At 68.5% G+C, this 22,326-nt stretch carries 21 protein-coding genes; 9 read left to right on the forward strand and 12 right to left on the reverse strand.

All coding sequences use genetic code 11. From position 1 onward, the window contains the following. Window positions 1-11: 11 nt before the first annotated feature. Both ABZX61_RS51425 and ABZX61_RS51430 read right to left on the reverse strand, forming a co-directional pair. Complete coding sequence (locus tag ABZX61_RS51425) at window positions 12-3,308, reverse strand: BTAD domain-containing putative transcriptional regulator (protein WP_355206803.1); 3,297 nt, start codon at window positions 3,306-3,308, stop codon at window positions 12-14. A 346-nt stretch (window positions 3,309-3,654) separates the two neighbouring features. After that, window positions 3,655-3,870: a 2TM domain-containing protein gene (locus ABZX61_RS51430; protein ID WP_350733630.1), complete on the reverse strand. Its 216-nt coding sequence runs from the start codon at window positions 3,868-3,870 to the stop codon at window positions 3,655-3,657. 124 nt (window positions 3,871-3,994) lie between these two features. Here ABZX61_RS51430 and ABZX61_RS51435 point away from each other — a divergent pair, with 124 nt between their 5' ends. Both ABZX61_RS51435 and ABZX61_RS51440 read left to right on the forward strand, forming a co-directional pair. Further along, complete coding sequence (locus ABZX61_RS51435; RefSeq protein WP_355206806.1) at window positions 3,995-4,792, forward strand: alpha/beta hydrolase; 798 nt, start codon at window positions 3,995-3,997, stop codon at window positions 4,790-4,792. A 289-nt stretch (window positions 4,793-5,081) separates the two neighbouring features. Next, on the forward strand, window positions 5,082-5,306 hold the full coding sequence (locus tag ABZX61_RS51440) for a hypothetical protein (RefSeq protein ID WP_355206809.1): 225 nt from the start codon (window positions 5,082-5,084) through the stop codon (window positions 5,304-5,306). A gap of 43 nt (window positions 5,307-5,349) precedes the next feature. Here the strand turns inward: ABZX61_RS51440 and ABZX61_RS51445 are convergent, their stop codons facing one another. Together ABZX61_RS51445 and ABZX61_RS51450 are read right to left on the reverse strand one after the other, a co-directional pair. After that, a complete protein-coding gene (locus tag ABZX61_RS51445; RefSeq protein ID WP_350733633.1) occupies window positions 5,350-5,856 on the reverse strand; it encodes a DUF4188 domain-containing protein in 507 nt (168 codons plus the stop codon). Between the two features lie 434 nt (window positions 5,857-6,290). After that, window positions 6,291-7,565 (reverse strand): serine hydrolase domain-containing protein, encoded by a 1,275-nt coding sequence (locus tag ABZX61_RS51450; protein ID WP_355206812.1) that lies wholly within the window; start codon window positions 7,563-7,565, stop codon window positions 6,291-6,293. A 381-nt stretch (window positions 7,566-7,946) separates the two neighbouring features. Between ABZX61_RS51450 and ABZX61_RS51455 the strand changes: the two genes are divergently transcribed. The 3 genes from ABZX61_RS51455 to ABZX61_RS51465 are packed head-to-tail and all read left to right on the forward strand — an operon-like array spanning window position 7,947 to window position 10,598. Beyond that, window positions 7,947-8,564 carry an urea carboxylase-associated family protein gene (locus ABZX61_RS51455; protein ID WP_355206815.1) on the forward strand — a complete coding sequence of 206 codons (618 nt, stop codon included), beginning with the start codon at window positions 7,947-7,949 and terminating at the stop codon, window positions 8,562-8,564. Between the two features lie 7 nt (window positions 8,565-8,571). Beyond that, window positions 8,572-9,699 carry an NADH:flavin oxidoreductase gene (locus ABZX61_RS51460; RefSeq protein WP_355206818.1) on the forward strand — a complete coding sequence of 376 codons (1,128 nt, stop codon included), beginning with the start codon at window positions 8,572-8,574 and terminating at the stop codon, window positions 9,697-9,699. Next, window positions 9,696-10,598, forward strand: a complete 903-nt coding sequence (locus ABZX61_RS51465) for a polysaccharide deacetylase (protein WP_355206821.1) — start codon at window positions 9,696-9,698, stop codon at window positions 10,596-10,598. Before ABZX61_RS51460 ends, ABZX61_RS51465 begins: the two co-directional genes overlap by 4 nt. On the opposite strand, the gene ABZX61_RS51470 is transcribed toward ABZX61_RS51465, so the two are convergent. After that, the gene (locus tag ABZX61_RS51470) at window positions 10,586-12,160 is read right to left on the reverse strand and encodes a PucR family transcriptional regulator ligand-binding domain-containing protein (protein ID WP_355206824.1); all 1,575 of its coding nucleotides are present in this window, start codon (window positions 12,158-12,160) and stop codon (window positions 10,586-10,588) included. The genes ABZX61_RS51465 and ABZX61_RS51470 overlap by 13 nt on opposite strands. Before the next feature lie 165 nt (window positions 12,161-12,325). Here ABZX61_RS51470 and ABZX61_RS51475 point away from each other — a divergent pair, with 165 nt between their 5' ends. Continuing rightward, complete coding sequence (locus tag ABZX61_RS51475; protein WP_355206827.1) at window positions 12,326-12,775, forward strand: hypothetical protein; 450 nt, start codon at window positions 12,326-12,328, stop codon at window positions 12,773-12,775. A gap of 58 nt (window positions 12,776-12,833) precedes the next feature. Here ABZX61_RS51475 and ABZX61_RS51480 read toward each other — a convergent pair whose 3' ends face one another. Continuing rightward, window positions 12,834-13,490, reverse strand: coding sequence for a class I SAM-dependent methyltransferase (locus ABZX61_RS51480; RefSeq protein ID WP_355206830.1), 657 nt, complete (start codon window positions 13,488-13,490; stop codon window positions 12,834-12,836). 169 nt (window positions 13,491-13,659) lie between these two features. Here ABZX61_RS51480 and ABZX61_RS51485 point away from each other — a divergent pair, with 169 nt between their 5' ends. Together ABZX61_RS51485 and ABZX61_RS51490 are read left to right on the forward strand one after the other, a co-directional pair. Next, on the forward strand, window positions 13,660-14,745 hold the full coding sequence (locus ABZX61_RS51485) for a cytochrome P450 (protein WP_355206833.1): 1,086 nt from the start codon (window positions 13,660-13,662) through the stop codon (window positions 14,743-14,745). A gap of 141 nt (window positions 14,746-14,886) precedes the next feature. After that, a complete protein-coding gene (locus ABZX61_RS51490; protein WP_355206836.1) occupies window positions 14,887-16,200 on the forward strand; it encodes an aminoglycoside phosphotransferase family protein in 1,314 nt (437 codons plus the stop codon). Between the two features lie 3 nt (window positions 16,201-16,203). Here ABZX61_RS51490 and ABZX61_RS51495 read toward each other — a convergent pair whose 3' ends face one another. Further along, window positions 16,204-17,193: an ArsR family transcriptional regulator gene (locus tag ABZX61_RS51495; RefSeq protein WP_355206839.1), complete on the reverse strand. Its 990-nt coding sequence runs from the start codon at window positions 17,191-17,193 to the stop codon at window positions 16,204-16,206. Window positions 17,194-17,261: 68 nt separating this feature from the next. On the opposite strand from ABZX61_RS51495, the gene ABZX61_RS51500 reads away from it, so the two are divergent. Beyond that, a complete protein-coding gene (locus ABZX61_RS51500) occupies window positions 17,262-18,443 on the forward strand; it encodes an MFS transporter (protein ID WP_355206842.1) in 1,182 nt (393 codons plus the stop codon). A 124-nt stretch (window positions 18,444-18,567) separates the two neighbouring features. On the opposite strand, the gene ABZX61_RS51505 is transcribed toward ABZX61_RS51500, so the two are convergent. The 5 genes from ABZX61_RS51505 to ABZX61_RS51525 form a co-directional block, all read right to left on the reverse strand. Further along, window positions 18,568-18,927, reverse strand: coding sequence for a hypothetical protein (locus tag ABZX61_RS51505; RefSeq protein ID WP_355206845.1), 360 nt, complete (start codon window positions 18,925-18,927; stop codon window positions 18,568-18,570). Then, window positions 18,927-19,361 (reverse strand): hypothetical protein, encoded by a 435-nt coding sequence (locus ABZX61_RS51510; RefSeq protein ID WP_355206848.1) that lies wholly within the window; start codon window positions 19,359-19,361, stop codon window positions 18,927-18,929. The genes ABZX61_RS51505 and ABZX61_RS51510 overlap by 1 nt, the downstream gene beginning before the upstream one ends. A 494-nt stretch (window positions 19,362-19,855) precedes the next feature. Then, window positions 19,856-20,605 (reverse strand): hypothetical protein, encoded by a 750-nt coding sequence (locus ABZX61_RS51515; RefSeq protein ID WP_355206850.1) that lies wholly within the window; start codon window positions 20,603-20,605, stop codon window positions 19,856-19,858. 298 nt (window positions 20,606-20,903) lie between these two features. Beyond that, window positions 20,904-21,701 carry a methyltransferase domain-containing protein gene (locus ABZX61_RS51520; protein ID WP_355206852.1) on the reverse strand — a complete coding sequence of 266 codons (798 nt, stop codon included), beginning with the start codon at window positions 21,699-21,701 and terminating at the stop codon, window positions 20,904-20,906. Window positions 21,702-21,731: 30 nt separating this feature from the next. Beyond that, a complete protein-coding gene (locus tag ABZX61_RS51525; protein ID WP_355206855.1) occupies window positions 21,732-22,325 on the reverse strand; it encodes a hypothetical protein in 594 nt (197 codons plus the stop codon). Window position 22,326: the final 1 nt, after the last annotated feature.

Below are 22,326 nucleotides of genomic sequence, written 5' to 3' on the forward strand. Positions count from 1 at the left end.
CCTGAGTACGATCAAAGCTCGTTGAGGAACTTCTCGGCGCGCCGGGCGAAGAGGTGGGACCCGCGTTCGTCGGACCGGTCGCGGGCCTTTTCGGCAGCGGCTCGTACGACTTCGGCCGGTTCGCCGCGGGCGTGGAGCAGGCGCGCCCGCAGCAGCAGGACCAGTCCTTCGGCGTAGCGTTGGCCGTAGGCCTCGAGGGCCTGGTCCGCTCGGTCGAGGGCGATGCCCGCCTCGTCCGGCATCCCGGCGGCCAGCCACATCTCGGCGATCAGCGCGTGGTGGTACGCGACGCCCCACCGGGGCGGGTCGACCAGCGTCCCGGCCAGGAGCTGGTCAGCCTCCGTCGCGATACCGGCCGGGTCATCGCCTGTGAGGGCACGGGCCCAGTACCAGTTCAGCCGTACGTAGTGCTCCTGCTGGACGGCGGCGCGGCCAGTGCCCACGGCCATCCACCGCTCGATCGTGCGTATCACCCAGGCCGCGTCACCGGCCATCGAAGCAATGATCGTGGTGTAGTAGGCCCAGGTCGCGACCGCATACGAGTCGTCGGGGCCGTTCCACTTGTCGATCATGGTCTCCGCCGTCCCGGCGTCACCGTGCAGTGCCGTTATGACGGCGTGCCAGCCGGGCCACTCACCCGAGACGTCTCGCCGGATCGGGGTCTCGCTGTGCGCGGAGACAACCCCGTCGAGAAGGGCGGGGTTGTTCTCGCTGAAGCACCGGTATGCCTCGCCGATGTTGCCGATGTCCCACTGGTGCAGGCCCCAGGCTTGCCGGCCGTACACCCGGACGACCGGATCGGAGGACGCCTCCCCTTGCTCGTACAGCCGGCGGACCAGACGAACGCGGTCCCACTCCAGGAAGGTGTAGGCCCCGAACAGGCGCGCGAAGAGGAGGCCGGCGGCCTCCACCTCCCGGCCGAGTTGGCGGGCCAGGTGTTCCGCACGCTCCAGCAGATCGAACGTCGTGCCGCCGAACCCGGCTTGCCGGCGCGGGGCGATGGCGAGTAGCGAGAGGGCGGAGAGCTCGAGTTCCGGGAGCCCGGCGTTCCGCGCGATCTGGGCGGCCGATTGCAGGTGCCGGTCGGCGGCGGCGAACGCGAGCTTGGTCGTCGCGCGACGACCGGCGCGCTTCAGCGCCTCCACGGTACGAACCGGGTCGGCGAGGGGACCGGCGGCGGACAGGTGGAAGGCGAGACGTTCGGTGATGGACTCGTCGTCCGCTTGGCTCTCTTCGAGCGCGTCCGCGACTCGCAGGTGCAGCCGGATGGTCCGCAGCTGCTCCGTTGTCTCCATGATCGATTCGCGGACCAGGTCGTGCGCGAAGCGCCACGAGAACGGGTCCTCCGGCCCCGTTTCGAGCAGGCCCAGCGCGCGCAGCGGTTCGAGGAGTTCGAGGCAGTCTGCGAAGTCGACACCGGCGGCGCGGGCGAGCAGGCCGAGGTCGACCTCGCGGCCGATCAGCGCGGCGACCCGCAGCAGGTCGCGAGCGCTCTCGTCGAGGCCCGCCATCCGATCGCGGACGACGTCTCGCACGGTGGACGGCACTCCGGCCCGGGCCGATGCGTCGCCGTCGCCGAGCGCGCCGCGGTCGCTGAGGAGCCGCGACAGTTCGCGGACGAAGAAAGGATTGCCGGCGGTGCGAACGTGGATGTTGCGGGCGATGTCCGTACCGGGTTCGTGGCCGGTCTCGCGGCGGATGAGTTCGGCCACGTCGGTCAGGCTGAGCGGGCCGAGCTGGATCCTGCGGTGGTTGGGCAGCCGGCTGGCGGCGGCCAGTACCCGCGAAAGGTCGGGGCCGGGTGTGGGCGCGCGGTCGCGAAGGGCGCCGATGATCGCGGTGCCGGCGGGCAGCCGGCCCGCCAGGTGGTTGAACAGCTGGAGCGAGGTGGCATCGATCCATTGAAGATCGTCCATGACGAGCAGCATCGGTCGTTCTGCCGAGGCCTGGCCGATAAAGGTGACGACCTGCTCGAACAGGCGGAACTGGGCGCGGCCGCCGGAAACCGGCGGCGCGGCGTCATCGTCCCGAGATTCGAGGAGGCGACCGAGTTCGCTGGCCAGCCACTTCTCGCGCGCCAACGCGGGCAGGCTGTCGAGGACAACGGTGAGCGCCTGCTCCCATGGCCACATCGAGGGCGTTCCGTCGCCTTCCAAACAGGAAGCCCAGACGACGAGCGCGCCACGCCGGTCCGCGGCGGCGGTGGCCTCTTCCAGCAGGCGTGTCTTGCCCGCGCCCGGTTCGCCTTCGACGATGGCGAGCCCGGTGCGGCCGGTGAGCGCCGCCTCGATGGTCTGCCGCAGCACGCCGAGTTCCTCGCCGCGGCCGACCAGGCTCTGCGGTGCGCGGTCACTCTCACTCTCCGTGCTCGTCACCACCGGCGACGTCGGAGTTTGCGTCAGCACTCGCAGGTGCGCGGCCTGCAGCGCCGGGCCGGGGTCGATGCCGAGCTCCTCGGCGAGGCGGCCACGGACCGCGTGGAACGCTGACAGCGCCTCCGCCTGCCGTCCAGCGGCGCCGAGGGCGGTGATGAGGCCGGCATGTACGGGTTCGTGGAACGGTGCCATCGACGCGGCCAGCTGCAGTGACGGGATCACCCGCTCCGGCCGGCGTAACGACACGGCCAGTTCGGCCGCCGCCGCGCAGGCGGCGTAGAACTCGTCGTCCAGGGTGGCCAGGATCGACATCGCGGCCGATCCGTAGGACAACCCGTCACCCGCGGGGCCACGCCAGAGGCCGAGCGCTCTGACGTAGTGGTCGAGCGCCACTTCGCGAGCCTGCTGGGCGAGGGCGGCCTGGGCGGCTTCGAGGAGTTCCCGGAACGTGACGAGGTCCAGCGTGCCGGGGCCGGCGCTGAACGCGTAGGTGTTGCCGCGGCGGTGCAGATACGTACCGGCTGCCCGGGCGGGGACCGCGGGTTCGAGCACCCGCCGCAATGCCCCGATGTACTTCTGGATGAGGTTGAGCGCGCTGACGGGAGCGTCATCGGCCCAGAGCAGGTCGATCAATTCCCTCGTGCTGACCGGATGGCCCACCCGCGCCAAGAGCAGGGCCAACAGCTGCGCCTGCTGCCGGGGGCCGACGTCCAGTTCGGCGCCATCGCGCCACAGCCGCAGCGGACCGAGGACCTGCAGGCGCAGCAAACCGGCACCGGTCGGCGGATCTTCGCCGTCGGGCCGAACGGGATGGGCGGGCCCAGTCACGTCGACTCCCGGATGGACATGACAGATTGGTCCGGTTGCGACCCGCTTCGGGACGCAGCGTGCACCGAGTATATGGGCCCAGGATTGGTCGTAGAAGGGATCCACCTGCCAGGCAGGATCGTCACGGATGTCTCAGGCGCTCATCCAGTTTGGCGCGCGTGCCGGACATCACGGCCGCGGTCACCTGGATACCGCAACCTCCGTCCTGCTCAGTTGCGGCGACGCTGAGGACTTGACCGCGGGTCTGGCGTCATCCGACGCCACCTTCGTCCGCCTCACCGGCGCCGGCCAAGCGGGTGAGCAGGTGAATGGGGTGTGCCGGGTCGGATTCGAGCTTCCTGGCTCCGGTCTCCATAATTCGACCGCCGGCCTGTGCCCACTGACCGGCCGCCCCGGGTGGCGGACCGGTCGAGAATGACGTCGGCCATCCCCACTTCGCCAACTGCTCGGCTCAGTGCGCGGTATTCGATTGGGGTGGTGAGTAGACGCTCCAGGCGTGAAAGGCCAGCCCGATGCCCCAGAAGACTATCGACCACATAGGCCAGAAGTGGTTTCCCGAGTCGTAGAGAGACCAGACCACGACCTGGACCACATTGGCCAGCACATAAAAGAGCAGGTGAATCCGCAGACCCCACTTCCGGGCCGTCTCGCTCTTCTTTGTTTTCATGCCCGCAGGCTAGATCGACGTACTTACCAAAGACTGAATTACCGGGCTCAGCGATCGTCAACTACCGGGATCTACTCTGACCCGCAATTGAGGTGCAAACTGCATACGTTGAAAGGATCACACTATGACGACGACCCGCCGAGCGGTGCTGGCCGGATCCGCCGCGGTCGCGGCCGGCACCCTGCTGGGAACGTCCGAGGCGCAGGCGCAGCCCCGGCCGGAAGCCAAGCGCAAACCCACCGTGGTGCTCGTGCACGGCGCGTTCGCCGATTCCTCAGGCTGGAACGACGTCAGCGCCAGGCTCATCCGCGAGAACTATCCGGTGATCGCCCCGGCGAACCCACTGCGCAGCGTGGCCGCCGACTCCGCCTACCTGGCCTCCATCCTCGCCACCCTCAGCGGCCCGATCGTCCTCGCCGCGCACTCCTATGGCGGGATCGTCATCACGAACGCCGCGACCGGCAACCCGAATGTGAAAGCGCTGGTCTACGTGGCCGCGTTCGCCCCCGACCAGGGTGAGTCGCTGCTGGACCTGCAGACGAAGTATCCGGGAAGCAAGCTCAATGAGGCGGCGCTGGACTTCCGTCCCTACGGTGAGAACCTCGTCGACGGATACATCAAGAAGGAGTTCTTCCACGACGTCTTCGCCGGGGACGTGCCGAGGGCGACCACCGACCTGATGCAGGCTGGCCAGCGGCCCGCTGACGCGCGCACGCTCGGGGAGCCGTCCGGCGCCCCGGCGTGGAAGACCATTCCCTCCTATTACCTCGCCGCTCGGAACGATCAGGTGCTCCCCGTCGCGGCCCAGCGGTTCATGGCGCGGCGGGCCAGAGCACAGGTCCAGGAGGTCGGCGCCTCGCACGTCGCGATGATCTCGCAGCCTGCCGTGACTGCCGACCTCATCAAACGCGCCGCGCGCTGACGCCGGATCAGGGCCGTACCGATATCGCCTGACGGCCCCGCGGGCGGCGCCCGCCGCCCGCCCCTGATCCCCGGCTACGGCGGTGTCCTGACGCTCCTGGTGCTGATCGGCGTGCCCAGCGGCAACTTGCTGATACTGCTGCCCTGCCTGTTCGGCGTCGGGCGACCATGAGGTTCGTGATTCCCACGGTCCGGCTGACCCGGACCCTGGGGCATCGCGGCGGTGGGCGACGACTGGCTGACGGGTCAACATCTGGACACCCGACCCGGATCCGGCAGCCCCGGCTACGATGCCCAGCACATCGCGCGACGGCGGCATCATCGTCGTGCCGCTGAACTACCACCTCGGTGTCGAAGGCCTCGCCCACCTCGACGGCGCTCCCGCCAACCGGGGCCGGTCCATCGCCGCACTGATGGTCATGCCCCACTGCGGTGGGCTGTTCCGGCGCGCCATCGGGCAGAGCCTGCCAGGCACGTTCCGCCGCCACGATCGCTTCATTCGCGGGCATTTGTAGCACCCATGAATTTCGCCACCGTCACCGACGATGGGCCGAGCGGCTAGGACCCGTAGAGGTCCGTCTCGCTCAGGACCGGGCTGCTGTCATCGGAGCGTCCCAGCCGGGCTGCGGAACCGAACATGGGTCCACGAGCGCGCTTGATCCCAGCGAACCGTCCAAAACCGATCGGCTTGGGCACGTCGTCGTAGACGGCCTCCATGCCACCCTTGACCGAGTACGTCTCATGCCAGAAACCGGTGCCGCCCGAGTCCCGCAGGAAGTCCAACCACCACTCCCGATGCGGCTCGGACCGGGCAAAGGCGAGCAGCGACGGCAGGTCCCGCCAGTACTGACGCATCCCCATGTTCATCGGGAAGAACGAGTAGTAAACGGGCTCGTGCAGTAAGAGCCCGTCCGGCTTACCCGCGACCGACTCACTGATCTTCCGGCCGAAGCTGAAGAAGGTCCGGATCCCGTACAGATGATTCACCCGCATGCCGAGGTACAGGACGATGAGGTCTGGATAGGCGGACAGATCGACGGTCTGCCGATTCACGCGAGTTGGCATCCAACGCTCCTTTTGGCTCGGGTTACGCATGGGCTGGTCATGTGCCGGCGTGTCCGGCCAGCAGTGTTCGGCGGGTGGTCGTCATCGTTGTGGCCCCTCCACGCTTGAGTTCGATCCTCAGCAGCCTCAACGTACGAAAGCGAACTTGACTAGCACTGAACGAAACCCGAGAGGAGTGAACGGCGACTTCCCTGTCGGCTGGTGCCTGCGCGTAGACCGCGTGTCACAGGGGGAACTGGCGTGGATAGCTCAGTGCCTCCGGTCCGTGCCGGTAGCCACGATCGGCCCTCCTCCCGCGATAACCTGCGCCTGCAGATCCTCGGTCCGTTGCGGGTATGGCGGGACCGTGTCGAACTGAACACCAGTAACCGCCCCACGCTATTGAGAATGGCCGGGCGACCCCTCTCCGGAGTCACGTCGTCGGCTTCGGCGGGCTAGGCGCCGGTGATCAGGCGTCGTTCCAGGTCGATGATCGGCTCGATGCTCTGCAGGTCATAATTGCTCAGAATGACGGCCGTCCAGTCCAGGTCAAGGTAGATGGACCAGCTCGTCGATATGCCGCCCGCGCCGCCTCCGTGGGTGATGATGCGCTGGTTGTTGTAGGTGGCGGCCACAGGCCCGTACGCCTGGAAGGTCTCCCCGCGGAGGGAGTTGCCGGAGGTGTCCGGCTTCAGCGGCTTGGCGGAGATCTTTCCGTTCACGTACAACTCGGTGTAGGGCCGGGCGGTGAGCTTGCCGCCTTGCAGCGCGATCGCGAAGCGTACAAGGTCCGGGGCGGTGGCGAAGCCGTTGCCGCCGCCTGTTCCCATCCATCCCCGGGCGGAGTTGCTGCCTTGGCCGGCGTCGCCGTAGACGGAGCCCTTGTCGAGGTTGCGGACGGCGTCGACCCGCGTGCCGTCCTTTTGATACATGTACGGGTGAGCGATGCGCTTGTCGGTCAGCCACTGGCGGCGGTCGTAGTAGGCGGAGTCCTCCATGCCGGCCGGGAGGAAGATGTTCTGGCGGACGTAGTCCTGGAACGACATGCCGGAGACCTTCGCCACGAGTTCGCCGAGCAGGGTGTAGCCCATGCTGCTGTAGGCCTTCTTCGTCCCCGGGGCGAACTCCAGCTCGAAGGTCTTCAGATTCGTCCAGAAGCTTGCCATCTGCTGCTCGTAGCTGTTGTGGATCTGCTCCGGTGGCGGCTGCTCGCCCGGGCGCCGGGCGTCGCCCAGGCCACTGGTGTGGGTGAGGAGGTGGTGCACGGTGATGCGTTCGGCCATCTCCGCCGGCAGGCCGTCCAGATGCTTGCTCACCAGGTCGTAGAACTTGAGCTTGCCCTGCTGGACGAGCTGTACGACAGCCAGCCCGGTGAACGGCTTGGAGGACGAGGCCAGAGCGTAGATGGTGTCGACCTTGTTCGGGATCTTGCTTTCCTTGTCCGCCCAGCCATAGGCGCGGGCCAGGACTTGGCGGCCGCGGTAGGCGAGCATCACGGTGCCGGAAAACTGATCTTTGTCCGCCAGTTCTTTGATGTGCTGGTCGAAGGCGCCTCCAGGACGCAGGTCCTTGGGAATGCGGCCAGAGCCTGAGGACCGGTCGGCGTTCGCCTCGGCGGTTCCTTGCGAGGCCAGCAGACCACCGGCCGCCAGCGGGACCGCGCCCAGGAACCCGAGGGCGGAGCGGCGCGAAGGGCCGTGGTCGGACGAGGAGGGATGCGACAACGCCATGGAAATCCTTTCACGAGGAAAGATCTGCGAGGGGGATGCAAGCACGCAGTTTGTTTCTTCGGCGTTTCTGTGGCCTTCTTTGACTGGCAGGGCGTGCCCGGTGTCGGCCGGCCGATCGGCGCGTGGGCGACGGGCGGCGCCGGCTTTCCAGCGGGCCGGGACCGCGCACTTCTCGACTGCGCGGCACGTGTCGAGGCCGCGTGACCGGCGTCAGCGGGGCGGTTGGAGCGATGGGGCTCCCAGGAAAGCAGCGCTGTCGGCGCCAGGAGGACGGAGGGTCCCAGCGGATGACCTTGCGAACTGTAGGTTCATCCACTTCCTCGTACAAACGCAGGGGAAATCTCCATGGCCTGTCCGTGTGCCGGCTGGTTGGCTGTCGGTATGCGAGTTATCGTGCCCGCCACCGAAGGACGGGCGGTAAAGGTCAGGACCGGTCAGCGCGTACAGGTCACTGACCTAGAGGGAGGTCAGGTCGGCGACGTGTTCGCGTTCGCCGCGGACGACGTGAACGAGCACCTCAGCGCGTCACACACCCGAGCCGCCACCAGCCGCCTGTTCCCGGCGATCGGCGAGCAGTTCGTCACCGACCGGCGCAGGCCCATCCTCACCCTGGTGGAGGACACCTCGCCCGGGCGGCATGACATGCTCATCGCCGCCTGCGACCCGGCCCGCTACCGTGCTCTGGGCGTGTCGGGGTTCCACGCATCCTGCGCGGACAACCTGGCCACGAGCATGGCTGGACTCGGTCTCGCCGTCCCGGTCACTCCGCAGCCCGTCAACGTGTTCATGAGGATCCCCGTGGCGGACGACGGCCGGCTGAGCTGGCTGAGCTCGATCAGCCGCCCGAACGACGCGATCACGTTGGAGGCGGCGATGGACTGCGTGTTCGTGGTCTCGGCCTGCCCGCAGGACCTGGTCAGAATCAATGGGCACAAGCCGACGCCGTTGGCGATCGATCTCCTCAACGGTCAGGACGACACAAGCGACGTCAAGGAATGAGCGAACGATGAACGACATCCAGCATCCCGCCCTGCGACCGGACCGCATCGGCGAGCTCCACCTCACCAACCGGCTGGCCGTCTCGCCCATGACCAGGGTGTCCGCCGCCGCCGACGGAACGCCGACGGCCGAGATGGCGGACTACTACGCGGCTTTCGCCCGCGGTGGTTTCTCCCTCGTCCTGACCGAGGGAACCTATACCGATACGCGCTACAGCCAGAGCTACGCCAACCAGCCCGGCATCGTCACCGACGGTCACGAGACCGCCTGGCGGGACGTTGTCAGCCACGTGCACGACGCCGGAGCGCCGATGATCCTTCAGCTCATGCACGCGGGCGCACTGTCGCAGGGCAACCGCTACCGCGACGACACGGCGGCGCCGTCGGCCGTCCCGCCGCGCGGGCAGAAGATGCCGGAATACGGCGGGTACGGTCCTTGGCCGACGCCCCGCGCGATGAGCCAGGACGACATCGACCAGGTGGTGCACGGCTTCGTGACGTCGGCCGTCCGCGCCCGGCGAGCGGGTTTCGACGGGGTCGAGGTGCACGGCGCCAACGGCTACCTCGTGGACCAGTTCCTGACCGACTACACCAACCAGCGCGGCGATCGCTATGGTGGCACGGTCGCCAACCGGGTACGACTCGCGGCAGAGATCGTCTCCGCCATCCGCGCTGAGGTTGGTCCGCGTTTCTGCGTGGGGATCCGCTTGTCGCAGGGCAAGGTCAACGATTTCACCCACAGATGGGCGGGCGGCTCCAGGGAGGCGGAGATCATCTTCGCCGCGCTCGCCGAAGCGGGGGCGAGCTACCTGCACATCGCCAGTGAAGGACGGGACTGGGTGGAGACCGCGACCCTGGACGGGCAGGTGACGATCACGGGCCTGGCCCGGAAGGTGACCGGACTGCCCGTACTGGCCAATGGCGGCATGCACGACCTCGCCCGGGCCGCCATGGTGCTGCAGGACGGTCACGCGGACGTGCTGACCCTCGGCCGGGGAGCGCTCGCCAACCCGGACTTCCCGCGGCGCCTGGCCCAAGGGCTGCCCCTGGCGGACTTCGACCGCCAGATGCTCCAGCCCATGGCGACGCTGAGCAACGCCCGCCTGTGGCGACCGGCGGCCGGCGTGCCGGCTTGAGCGCGTCCGGGCGAGTCGAGCAGGCGGGCGAGATCCGCGGCGGCTGGCGTGGCCGGTCCGCCGCGGTCGTGGCGCTCACTTTCGACGTGGACGCGGAGACCCCTGTGCTCGCGCAGGGCCGCGGCTTCGCCGACCACGCGAGCACGATGTCCCACCAGGCATACGGTCCCGAGGTCGGCCTGCCCCGTATCCTCGATCTTCTGGACGAGCTGGGCGTCCCCGCCACGTTCTTCGTGCCCGGCTGGGTTGCCGAGCACCGCCCCGCACTCGCCCCGTCGATCGTCGAGCGGGGCCACGAGGTGGCGCACCACTCCTACAGCCACCGGCCACCCACGTCGATGACCGCCGAGGAGGAACGCGCGGACTTCGAACGCGCGCTGGCGGTCTTCGACAGCCAGGGCATCGAGATCCGGGGACACCGAGCGGCGCTGTGGGAAGCGTCCTGGCGGACGGCTGACCTGGTCGCGGAGTACGGCCTGCGCTACGACTCCTCTCTCATGGGGGACGACAAGCCGTACAAAGTGGTCACGCCCGCCGGCGAGATCGTCGAGCTGCCCGTCCACTGGTCGCTCGACGACTGGGAGCAGTACGCGTTCCTGCCCGCACCTCATGTGGGCTCCGTCATCGAGTCTCCGGTGAAGGTGCTGGAGCTGTGGCGGGCCGAGCTCGACGGGATGCGCCACTACGGCGGCCTGTTCAACCTGTGCGTTCACCCGTTCCTGTCCGGCCGGCCCGGCCGTGCGCTGGCGTTGCGGCAGTTCCTGGAGTACGCGCAGAGCTGCGCGGACGTGTCCTTCGCCCGCTGCCGTGACGTGGCCGAACGTTCGGCCACGGACGCCGGCCTGACCGTGCGCCGGCCCCGGCCTCCGGTGGTGGATCCGGACGTCTACCCGGACTGAGCCCAGTCCATCGCCTCGACGGTCAGCGCCAGGAACAGATCGACCCGGTCCTCCGTACGCCCCACGTCTCTGCCGGTGAGCTCGGCGATCTTGGCCAGCCGGTTGCGCAGGGTGTTGACGTGGATGTGCAACGCTCCGGCCGTCGCCGCCCATTGCCCGTCATGATCGAGGAACGTCCGCAGCGTCAGCTCGAGCTCGCCGCTCCGCCGCGCGTCATGGTCCTTCATCGGGCCGAGGATCTTGCCGGCGAACTCGTTCAAGGTCTCGGCGTCGAGTAGCCCGAGGAGCAGCCGGTGCGTGCCCAGCTCGGCGAAGGCCCGCACGGACGGACCCGTGCGGGTGCGCCGCAGCACGCGGCACGCCTCCCTGGACTGCAGGAGCTGAGGGCGCAGCTCGGCCGCGTGGGCCGCGAGTCCTCCCAGGCCGGCGACCGGGCGCAGCCCAGGGAAGCGCCGCTCGATGCTCCGTACCAGGCGCTGGGCGAGCGACGGCAGCTCATGCTCGGGATGACGCCATGGCAGGACGGCGACGACGTCCTGCGTGCCGCCGGCCACGACCGCCGGCACTCCCTCGACGGCGTAGAACTCCACGATCACCTCCGCGAGCCCGTGCATCGTCGCGGCCTCGCCGTCCGCGAACGCCACGGCGCACACGGCCAGCGGACCGCTCGGATCCACGCCGAACGCGCGGAGCCGGCCAGGAACCTCCGTCGCCCGCCAGCCTCCCGAGAGGACCATCTCCAGGAGCTCGCTGGCGAAGCGCATCTCGATCGCCTGGACCGCCTGCTGTTTCGCCACCTCCAGGCTGAGGAACCGAGCCGTCTGCTCCAGCGCCTGCCGCTCGGGCGTGGTGAGCTCACGCAAAGGGCGCAGGCAGATGAGAGCCGCGTCGATGTCGCCGACGGCACCCACCGGAAACAGCGCCGCTTGTCCCACATCTCCCAAATCCACCTCCAGCGCCGGAGGTTTCTTGGCCAATGCCGTGGCCACAGCATGCAGCTGGTCGCTGTCCAGGCTCGCGCCGGCCACCGCGAGGGAACGCGCCATCCTGTCGACCACCGCCAGGGGCAGGTCATGCTCACGGCGCAGGACATCGAGCACGCCGGAGGCGCCGGCACCCCGGGAGATCGCCGTGGCCAGGGCGTCTCCCCGGCGCACCATACCGACCAGCGACTGCTTGCGTTCGTCGGTCAGCATGTCGGCCATGGCCTGCGAGACCGCCGTGAACGGCACCGCGACGGAGATCTCCAGCAGCGGCAGCTCCGCTTCGCGACAGGCTTCGACCAGCGCGTCGGGAGTCTCCGGCATCTCCGCGCGCAAGCCGAACACGATGCCACTGGCCTTGGCCTTCTTGACGTTCGTCACGAACTGCGCGGGAGGCACCCGTTCGAGCCACAACCCGTTGGTCAGCACGATCTCCCCTTCGCGTACGTAGTGCGAAGGGTCGGGCAGCTCGGTGTTGTGCACCCATGCGACGGGCGCGTCCAATGCGCCCGGTCGGCCCGGCACCAGCACACGGAGTTCGAGCGAGGCGCGATCCAGCAGGGATTGGAGCGTGAACACGCTGTAACTATATACAGCGATTGATTCAATCTATAGAAGATTATCCACTCATCAATGGACGGTCTAGCCGTGGTCATGCGGCGAGTGGGACACCGGGCCGTCCGCCGCACACCTGTCCGGGCTGAGGAGCGTTTCATTCCTGGCAGCTTCCGCGACAATCACCACGTGATCGATCACTACCGCAATCTCTTCAACCGGCAGCAGTGGTTTGAGGACGGGCTTTCCTGGACCGTGGTGCAACCCCTCGACGAAGAGATCACCGTGGGGGATCTCCTGTGGCGGCTGAATGGAGGCCGTGATCCCGAGGAACGCATCATGGAGTACCCCATAGAGAAGGCCGGCGGGGGATACACGATGCTCTACGCGGCCGACGGCAAGATCAGGGCGCGGATGCGCAACTTCATCTTCACCAGGCACGCCATCCAGGAGGGAGATCCGAGCATCCTGGCCGAATTCCGCGCCATGCTCGACCGCCTTGACCCGGAGGATTACCGAGGCAAGCGCAGTGCGGCGTTCGCCTTCATCGAGGCGTCCACCGGCATGGGTATCGAAGCCGAATGGCTGGACGTAGAAGAGGCGCCCGTCATCATCCTCGACAACTGGAATGAGACCTGAACCGCAGCGGTCCGACTTCCCGGAGCCGGCATCCTCATGGGGTGGCTGAGGAGACTCCTCAGGTTTCGGCGTTCTCGGTTCTGAGCACGTCATAGCCGGCGAAGGTGAACATGCGCCGTCCCGAGATCAGGGGACGCGACTGACCCGTGAAGCGGTGGACACCGACACCGAAGCCGGCATCCGGCTCCGATAGCCATTCGCGTTCGAAGCCACGCTCCTCAAACCAGCGACAGATCAACGGCACCCGGTCAGGAGCCCCGCGGTGCCGCGTCCAGATAATCGTGCCGTCGGTCTTGCACAACTGGGTGCAAGTGTCGATCGTGCGCTCGATGTCCTCATCCGTGATGTTGCCGAACACCCCGCACACGAGCACGATCTCGGCGGGCACCGAATCCCGGTAATGGTCAGTGAGCGCGGCATCGGCCGTGACCACTTCGACCTGCCGGAGTCCCGCCGATCTGATCGCCTCCTCGGCGATGGCGGTGTTGCCCGGGTCCAGTTCGACCAGACGCGCCCGAACATCGTCGCGGCGGGGATGATCGGTCAGCACCTCCAGCACGTCGCGGCCCTGACCCGAGCAGAGACTGACGAGCTTCAGCGGACCGGGCGGGCAGCCGTCCAACGCCAGCCGTATCCGTTCCTGGACGACCTGCAAGCGCCGCGCCAACTGTGAACCGGGGACGTCGTACTCATCGTGCCAAGTCTGCCAATCCATGAGCGAACCCTACGAGGGCACACAGCCGAAACGAACTCCTTCGCCTCCGGCGGGGGACTCAGGCTCCGAGATGATCGACTGATGGCCAGGCAGGTCGTCGCCCTTTCCAGCGGGTGTACGGCAGCGATCCGGCAGCGGTTTGCCAGGCCGTTCGCCCAGGGTGGAGGGCATGTCTGTCAAGGAACGTATCTTCGCCCATCCACCCGCGCCCGGCCCGGTCCAGTTCGATGAGCGGTTCGAGGCGTGGGTGGTCTCCCGGCACGCTGATGTCCGCAGGATCCTCAGCGACCACGCCGCCTTCTCCTCCGACGAACTCGCCCACGGCGCACATCCGGCACCTCACCACGACAATCCGGTGTTGCGCAGCCTGCCGTCGCTCGATCCGCCCCGCCATCACGAGCTGCGCCGCCTGGTGGCCAGGGTTTTCACTCCCCGCGCGGTGTCGGCCCTGGAGCCCTCCATCGCCGAGACCGCCAGGGAACTGCTGGTCGAGGGGTCCGGTGAGGTGGTGGACGGGTTCGCTTCGCCTCTGACGGTCGCCACGCTCGCGGGGCTGCTCGGCATCTCACCAGAGCGCAGGGCCGACTTCGTACGCTGGACGATCACGATCTCCGAGTTCGCCGGTGCCAACGCCGAGGACCCCGTCCGGCAGGCGCGCTTCCACCAGGACCTGGCCGAACTGCGCGCCTGCATCCGCGAGGTGGTCGCCGAGCCGAGGGGCGGCATGATCCCGGCGCTGGCGGCGGCGCTCGACGAGAGCGAACTGCTCGATCTGGTCACCACGCTCATCGTCATGGGCCACGAGACGACCACCAGGTTGATCTACCACGCGGTCCTGTGCCTGGAACGCTTCCCCACGGCGCCGACGCCCGGCCTGGTGGAGGAGGTGCTGCGCTACCTGCCGCCGGTGGGCGGCACGGAACGCTTCACCACTGCCCAGGTGGACGTGGACGGCGTCACGATCCCACCCGGGGCGCGGGTGGTGGCCTCGATCCGCCGCGCCAACCGGGACCCGCTGGTGTTCGCGGCCCCCGACGCGTTCGACGCCACGCGCGACCCCAACCCGCACCTGTCCTTCGGCACGGGCATCCACGTCTGCCTGGGCCTGCGACTCGCCACCAGCCAGGCGGTCGTCGCGATCCGGGCGCTGCGGAAGGCCTTGCCCGGCCGCTGGCGCGTGCCCGAGGACGGTCTGGAGGCTACGATCTCCCCCGTCGGGGTCGACATCCAGCGGATGCGCCTGATCACTCAGTGAAGCGAGCTGTGATCATGCCGTTCATGAGTTGCGGCTTCTGCCGCATTGAGCCCTCGCAGACCGTCCACCAGGACGAATACAAGTTATGAACGACGCCGACGCGCTGTCCCGTGAACTCCGTCGATCCTTGGAGGGTTGATCATGTCGTCGGAAGCCGTGCTGGCAATCGTCGACCAGGACGGCGCCGTGCTGTGCGACATGGCCGGCGGCGATCCGGCGCTGCCGCGGATGCGGTTCGACGGCAGGTGGCCGCCGATGGACAGCGAGCTGACCGATCGCGTTCGTCGCGAACTCGGGCTGACCACGGTGGTCCTGGAGCCGTTGGACTTTACGACGGTGGTGCTGCTGGCAGAGGGCAGGGCGCGGCCGGTCTCCGCCGATGGGCTCGCGTGGCACGGTCAGGATGCGGTGACCGGGCAGAGCCTGGTACTCGACTGCCGGGCGGCGCGATCCCGGCCGCCCGCCTCCGACTGGTTCGGGCCCGGCTGGTTCGAGCGAGCCGAGTCCTACATCGACGGGGAGATCAAGGCCGCCGGTCGCGTTCGGCTCGGTCCGAGCCGCCAGATCAAGCACTGGAGCATGTCCGCCGTGCTGCGCACGCCGACTGACCGGGGTGACCTGTACCTGAAGGCGGTCCTGCCGAGGCTTGCTCGCGAACCGGACATCACTCGATACCTGGCGTCATTGCGCATCGCGCCGTTCGCCACCATCACCGCGACGTCACCCGGTGACCGCTGGTGGCTCGCGGAGGACTTCGGCGGCGTGGACGGCTGGGCGGTCTCCCCAGAGCAGCGTCGCGCATGCCTGACACAGCTGGTCACGGTGCAGAAGGAGACCATTCACCGCGGGGACGAGCTGATCGCCGCGGGATGTGTCCCGCTCACCCCGACCTCGCTGGCCGACGGCGTACGGTCGACCCTGGCCCGCGACGACATCTGGCGGGGGCCCAAGCTTGCGAAGAACCTGGACCGGGCGCTGACCGACGAGGAGGCCGACCGGCTGCAGGCACTGACGCCGTATCTGGTCGAGTGCGCCGAGCGCCTGGACGAGGCGGCCATCCCGGCGGCGATCGTCCACCGCGATTTCCACCCGGGCAATGTGGTCGTGCGCGACGACGAGATCCTGTTGCACGACTGGAGCTTCGCCACCGTCACGAACCCGTTGTTCGATCTGGCCTCATGGCTGCACGACGAGTCCGAGCCGGACGCCGCGGCCTACCTCGACGCCTTCTTCGCCGCCTGGGCCGACACCGTCGCTCCGGAACGGATGCGGAGCGCATGGCGCGTGGCCAAGCCGCTCGCCGCGGTGGTGGAGATGATGAAGCTGATCGAGCTGGCCGACATCGTCGGACCGGATCACGACTTCAACTGGCTGCCGATGACCTACGGTTGGGGTCGGCGGCTGCTGAACGCGGCCACCGACCCCGACCTGACCGTCAACGGTTGGCGAACGTAGGGCTCACTCGAGGCCCGGCACGGGACCGGTCCCCGATGCCTCCACGAGCACCTCCCCGGCCGCCGTCCGCACGTACAGCACCGACCGCCCGGCCCGCCGCCGCTCCACCAGCCCCGCGTCCAGCAGCACCCGCAGATGCCGGCCCACCGACCCCAGCCCCTGACCGGTCACGGCGACCAGCTGGGTCGTGCTCATGGGAGTCCCCAGCAGCACCAGCAATCCGGCCCGCGCGGTCCCGATCAGCGCCCCGAGCCCGGCCGGGACGGGTCGCCGGTCGTGGTCCTCGGCGAGCACCCCGAGACACGAATAGACGACGGCGTACCGCTCCCGTCCCTCCCACGACACCCACCCGGTCCTCGGCGTCACCGGCATGAACAGCAGGTCGGCCCCGGCGGCGATCTCCCGCGGCTGATACGCGTTCAGGTTGACCTGGAACCGGCTCTCCCCGAGCCACCGCGTCCCCGGCTTCAGCGAGTCCAGCACGGCCGCCCAGCCGCCCTGGCTCACCCGCGCGGTCCGCGCGACCATGTCTGCCTCCAGGACGCGCCGCCGACGCTCCCAGTACGGCCGTACGGTCTCCTCCCAGACGTACGTCAGGAGCGCGGTCGCCCGCTCGGGCAGGTCGTCCCGCTCCAGGGCGGCGGGGAGCGGGCCCCGGAGGGACACGCGGAGATTGGCCCGCGCCTCCTCGGCCCCGGTCGCCCGCACCCGGGCCACGGTCGCCTCGAAACTCTCCCCCTCGCACGAGGTGGGGCAGAAGAAGTCGGCGATCCAGGACCTGCCGAGCGCCGCCCGTACGACCAGCGCGGCCACCGGGTCGGCCGCGAGGCGCGCGCGGTAGCCGGGCAGGTGCGCGCGCAGCCAGGCCTCCTCGCCCGGATGGGCACCGGTCCCCGCGTGCAGCAGCTTCAGGCTCGCGAAGGTCTCGGCGAACGGCGAGAGCACGAACCGGCTGCGGGCGAGGACGTCGGTGTCGATCTGCCACAGGCCCATGCGTACAACCTTTCGCGCGTCGGCGAAACAGTAAACACGACCCCCGGGCCGCTCCGAGACTCCGACGTATGCGCAGCTATCGAACCCTGTTCCGCACCCCGGAGTTCACCCCGTTCCTGCTCTCTTACGCCGCTTTCGCCGCGGCTCAGACGATCGGCGCCCTGGCCCTCGGCACGCTGGTCTTCCAGGCCACCGGCTCCCCGCTGCTGTCGGCGGTGAGCATGTTCGGCCCGCAGCTGGCGAAGTTGGCGGGGGCCATGTTTTTGCTCTCGGGCGCCGACCGCCTGCCCCCGCGCGCGATCCTTTCCGGCCTCGCCCTCGCCTTCGCGGCCGGTACGGCGGTGCTGGCGCTGCCCGGTCTGCCGGTCGCGGCGGTCTTCGCGGTCGTGCTGGCGCAGGGCCTGATCGCGTCCCTGGGCGGGGGAGCGCGCTCAGGACTGTTGACCGAAATCCTGTCGAAAGACGGCTATGTCCTGGGCCGTTCGGTGTTCAACATGCTCTGGGGCCTGATGCAGGTGGCCGGGTTCGCGACGGGCGCCGCGCTGCTGACGCTGCTGACCCCGAGGACATGCCTGCTCCTGGCGGCGGCGCTGTACGTGATGTCGGCCCTCGCCACCCGCCTGGGCCTCACGGCCCGCCCGCCGCGCTCCTCCGGGCGCCCGTCCGTCTCGGCGACCTGGCGCACCAACGCCCTCCTGTGGTCCTCGCGCCCCCGCCGCCTGACGTACCTGGGCCTGTGGATCCCCAACGGACTGGTGGTCGGCTGCGAGTCGCTCTACATCTCGTACGCCCCCGGAGCCGCCGGCACGCTGTTCGCGTGCGGGGCGCTGGGCATGTTCCTGGGGGACGTGGCGGTGGGCCGCCTGGTGCCGCCCGCGTCGCGCCCCCGGCTCGCGGTCCCGCTGCGCCTGCTGCTGGCGACGCCGTACCTGTTCTTCGTCCTGCAGCCGGGAGTGGCGCTGTCGGCCGTGGCCGCCGTCGTCGCCTCCGTCGGCTTCGGCGCGAGCCTGGTCCTGCAGGAACGCCTGATGTCCCTCACCCCGGACGACCTCGCGGGCCAAGCCCTCGGCCTGCACTCCGTCGGCATGTCCACCATGCAGGGCGTCAGCGCGGCCCTCGCGGGTGTGGTGGCCCAACTGACCTCCCCGGCCGCGGCGATGACGGTGCTGGCGTTCGGGTCGGTCGCCGTGACCCTGACCCTCGCGGTGCTGGGCAGGCACGAGGAACGGCAGCCGGCCATCCCCACCTGATCGGTCGGAGCCTGCGCGACCTCTACGGGGAGGAGCGGGTCGAGCCCGCGGAGGCGCCGCGCGAGCTGCCGCAAGCCGGGCGCCAAGCGCTCCACGGCTGCTCGCGCCGGATTCGCGTCGGCGGTCAGACGGGGATGAACAGCGCCTCGAACGGCGGGTCGCCGACGCCGGTCGTGACGTGCCCCATTCCTGTGGTGTCGGCGGCGAGTACGAGGTCGCCGGGACCGAAGCGACGCCGGCCGCCGTCGCTGACCGTCACCTCGATCACCCCGCGCAGCATCACCACCCACTGCTCACGTGGCGCCGGGTGCGCGGTGCTGTCGAACGCGGCACTGCGCAGGAACTGCACGCCGTCTCTCGACGGCAGCCCACCGACGGCCATGGCCGGTACCCCGTCGGCCACCTGCCGGTGTTCCAGCGCGATCTCGCCGTCCTCGAACGCTGATCCGCCGTCCTCCGTGCGGGTGATCCTGGTGAAGCGCATCAACTCACTCCGATGAACTGGTGGTCGGTACGGATCCGCCCATCGCTGTCCAGGGCGAGGATGTCCAGGCCGCCGCCGACGGCCTGTCCCGTGTGGGCCGACACCATCGACCACCGGATGCCGAGCACGTTGGACATCAGGAGGGACGCCTCTTCGGCGCACTCAAAAAGGTGCTCGCCCGACGCGACGAACATCTCGTACGCACGGGTCACCCTGGCGTTCAAGGCGTCGTGACCCCGGACTTCCAGCGGCGGCACCGGAAACGCCAGCTCCGCGGCGGCCTCACGGATCTCCTGCGGCGGGTCGACCAGCACCTGGACCCCGTCGAGCGCCCACATTTCGCGGATGAGCGCGGCCCGCGCGGCCGGATCGGGTTCGTTCCACTGGGCGACGTAGCGGTCGGCCCATTGCTTGATGTCGAGTGCGTTGCTCATGCACAGCAGTGTGCTGATTCCCCCGCGCCACCGCGATTCCCTGCAGGGAATCGCGCCGCTGCCGGTTCGGGCAGGTGGGTGGGTTCGTGGCGGAGGGCGTCGGGCATGCGGGCGGCATGGTTCTGCCGGGCTGTGCCTCTGGCAGTCGATCGTCGCCGGCCTGGGATATCCCGAAGGCGATCGTGCGGGCATGAACGCCTGGATGACCGTGGCCGCGGTGACCTTCACTGATGGCGTGCGTCGGTTTTGTCCTGCGAGGCCGGTACATGGATGCTACTCCGAACTCCGCCGGCTCGGATGACGCCAAGCGAAAATGCCGTGGCAAATAATTTGCCACGGCATTTTGTCACCCGCGTTCTCGGGCGGCCGAGAGCGATTCCGACTCAATCGCCGATCACAGTGCCAGGGGATGCCCTCGGTCTCGACGGAGGACGTCGTCACCGAGCTCATCCCCGGGCGGGCCTGCGCACCTTGGTTTGTACGTGCGTTACGACTTACCAGTCGTGGTGGTGGTCAAACTTCTTGTCGTGCTCGTCCTCGTCGTGGTCGAACTTCTTGTCGTGCTCGAACTTTCTGTCGTGCTCGAACTTCTTGTCGTGCTCGTTCTCGTCGTGCTCGAACTTCTTGTCGTGCTCGGACTCGTCGTGCTCGAACTTCTTCTCGCGCTCGGCCTCGTCGTGCTTGAACTTCTTGTCGTGCTCGAACTTGTCGCGGTCGAACTTCTTCTCCTGCTCGAACTTCTTGTCATGGTCGAACTTGACGTGGTCGATCTTGACGTGGTCGAACTTGAAGCGATCGGACTTCTTGTCGCGGTCGAACTTCTTGTCGCGGTCCATCTTCTCGCGGTCGAACTTCTTGTCGTGCTCGAACCGGTCGCGGTCGAACTTCTTGTCGTGCTCGTTCTCGTCGTGCTCGAACTTCTTGTCGTGCTCGTTCTCGTCGTGCTCGAACTTCTTCTCATGTTCGAACTCGTTGTGCTCGAACTTGTCGTGGTCGAACTTCTTGCCGTGCTCGAACTTCTCGTCGTGGTCGGACTTGTCCTCGCGGCCCCACCAGAGGACGTCGCACACGCCCCACTCGCTCGCGCAGTTCGCGGCCGGCTGCGTCGGGACGTAGCCCACGCTCGCGCTCGCCACTGCCTGGCCGAGCGGAACGAACATGAGACCGGTGGCCGCAGCGGCCAGAGCCAGCTTGGCGATACGGGCGCTGCGCGGCGTCGGCAAATGCCGAATTTCAGTATTCACGTGCTCTCGTTTCCATTCATGGATAAATCGACGCGAAATCCGACGCCCACATCTCGGTAGGCATTCAGACAGAAGCGTACATACCCGCAAGGATTATCTCATTCACCTCAATGAACCCCAATAACCCGTCAAATTCGATACCTTTAAAGAAGGCGTCGTCGCATAAATATTTTGGCGTTTCTTTGCATGTCGTGAGACATGTCATGACGCCAGTTCCGATTAATTCACATTTGCGGATACGCGGCGATTTGCCGTCCAGAACGGCGCCACCCACGCGGGCTCACGGCGGAACCGCGGTTCACTCCGGGGCGCGTCCCCAGGCCGACACCATCGGCGCGGTCGCCAGGTCCATGCCGCCGGCCGCCACGTTGGCCAGGTGCCGCTCGACCTCTTCCTCGGTCGCGTGGCCGCCGGCGACCAGGCCCTCGCGGATGTGCGCGATGGTCGCCGTCTCCAGCAGGTCGCAGGCGGGGGAGGCGATCGGGAAGTACGCCTCGGCCGCCACGTCGACCAGCCCGGCGGCGCGGAGCAGCCCGGGAAGCCGCCGTCCGTACGCGAGGTCGGCGCCGCGCCCGGCCAGCATCGCGCGGAACCCGGCACGGATCCGGTTGGCCAGCCGCTCACGCTCCCCCTGCTCGTACGGGGAGCTCAGCGGTTGCAGCGCGGGGTCGGCGTCCTCGAGAAGGAGCCGGCCGCCGGGCTTCAGCGCCGCGACCATCGACCGCAGGGCACGTTCGCGGTCGGCGACGTGCACCAGCACCAGGCGCGCGTGCACGAGGTCGAACGCCTCATCGGGAGGGTCGGAACGGGCGACGTCATGCCGGCGTACCTCCAGCACCGGGCCGGCCGCATCACGGATCCAGGAGACGTCGATGTCGGTCGCCAGGACGCGGCCCGTGGGACCGACGCGTTCGGCCAGCCCTCGCGGGACGGACGGCCCCCCGGCGCCGACCTCCCAGCACCGCCACCCGGGCTCGATGCCGAGGCTGTCGATCCGCCGGAACGTCGGAGGATCGAAGATCGCCGACAGTGCCGCGAAACGCACCCCGGCCTCGGCCCGCGCGTTGTCGAGCAGGTAGCCGGCCTCATCCGTCATGGACCGATGATGCACCGGTCCGAGTGCGGGTCATCGTGACGGGGCGAGGCGATCCCAGACCAGGCGCTGCCGTTTCGCCGACAGACCCTGGCCGCTCATGGCCCGATGCAACAGGTCGAAGTCGCACCCCTGCGCGCTCATGTGGTCGAGGAGGGGTTCGTAACGGTCGGCCCTGTCCCGTACGAGTTCCGTCGCCAGCCGTAGTTCCAGACGAACCGCAGGAACCTGGTGCGAGCCACATGCGATCCACACGCAGTGCAGCCATGGGCCGCGACCGACGCATTCCATCGCGTCGGAGTCGGTCTGCCTCTCGACGGTGCTCATCTCCACCTTGACCCCGTGCACCCCGTACCTGGCGAAGTATTGCGCGGACGCCGGAATCCACGAGGCGGCGTGAAGGCAGGGGAACGAGGCGAGCGCGGCACCGAACTCATCCACCTCCTCCCGCCGCGCCACCAGGAGGTCGATGTCCCCGACAGGAAGCTGAACCCCCTGGAGGAGAGCCGCGCTCGTGCCCCCCAGGCGGTAAGCGATGTCGGCACCCGCGGCTCGCATGGCGGTGAGCACCGTGTCCAGCGCCGCAGTGATGTCCGCCGCTCGAAGAGACGTTCCGCCGTTGTCCATG

The sequence above is a fragment of the Nonomuraea sp. NPDC003709 genome (assembly GCF_040610775.1).
GTDB lineage: Bacteria > Actinomycetota > Actinomycetes > Streptosporangiales > Streptosporangiaceae > Nonomuraea > Nonomuraea angiospora_A.

Coding starts and splice junctions, on each gene's coding strand:
- ABZX61_RS51430 (WP_350733630.1), bottom strand. CDS start 3,870: ATGAAAACAAAGAAGAGCGAGACGGCCCGGAAGTGGGGTCTGCGGATT.
- ABZX61_RS51435 (WP_355206806.1), top strand. CDS start 3,995: ATGACGACGACCCGCCGAGCGGTGCTGGCCGGATCCGCCGCGGTCGCG.
- ABZX61_RS51440 (WP_355206809.1), top strand. CDS start 5,082: ATGCCCAGCACATCGCGCGACGGCGGCATCATCGTCGTGCCGCTGAAC.
- ABZX61_RS51445 (WP_350733633.1), bottom strand. CDS start 5,856: ATGCCAACTCGCGTGAATCGGCAGACCGTCGATCTGTCCGCCTATCCA.
- ABZX61_RS51450 (WP_355206812.1), bottom strand. CDS start 7,565: ATGGCGTTGTCGCATCCCTCCTCGTCCGACCACGGCCCTTCGCGCCGC.
- ABZX61_RS51455 (WP_355206815.1), top strand. CDS start 7,947: ATGCGAGTTATCGTGCCCGCCACCGAAGGACGGGCGGTAAAGGTCAGG.
- ABZX61_RS51460 (WP_355206818.1), top strand. CDS start 8,572: ATGAACGACATCCAGCATCCCGCCCTGCGACCGGACCGCATCGGCGAG.
- ABZX61_RS51480 (WP_355206830.1), bottom strand. CDS start 13,490: ATGGATTGGCAGACTTGGCACGATGAGTACGACGTCCCCGGTTCACAG.
- ABZX61_RS51485 (WP_355206833.1), top strand. CDS start 13,660: ATGTCTGTCAAGGAACGTATCTTCGCCCATCCACCCGCGCCCGGCCCG.
- ABZX61_RS51490 (WP_355206836.1), top strand. CDS start 14,887: ATGTCGTCGGAAGCCGTGCTGGCAATCGTCGACCAGGACGGCGCCGTG.
- ABZX61_RS51495 (WP_355206839.1), bottom strand. CDS start 17,193: ATGGGCCTGTGGCAGATCGACACCGACGTCCTCGCCCGCAGCCGGTTC.
- ABZX61_RS51500 (WP_355206842.1), top strand. CDS start 17,262: ATGCGCAGCTATCGAACCCTGTTCCGCACCCCGGAGTTCACCCCGTTC.
- ABZX61_RS51505 (WP_355206845.1), bottom strand. CDS start 18,927: ATGCGCTTCACCAGGATCACCCGCACGGAGGACGGCGGATCAGCGTTC.
- ABZX61_RS51510 (WP_355206848.1), bottom strand. CDS start 19,361: ATGAGCAACGCACTCGACATCAAGCAATGGGCCGACCGCTACGTCGCC.
- ABZX61_RS51520 (WP_355206852.1), bottom strand. CDS start 21,701: ATGACGGATGAGGCCGGCTACCTGCTCGACAACGCGCGGGCCGAGGCC.
- ABZX61_RS51525 (WP_355206855.1), bottom strand. CDS start 22,325: ATGGACAACGGCGGAACGTCTCTTCGAGCGGCGGACATCACTGCGGCG.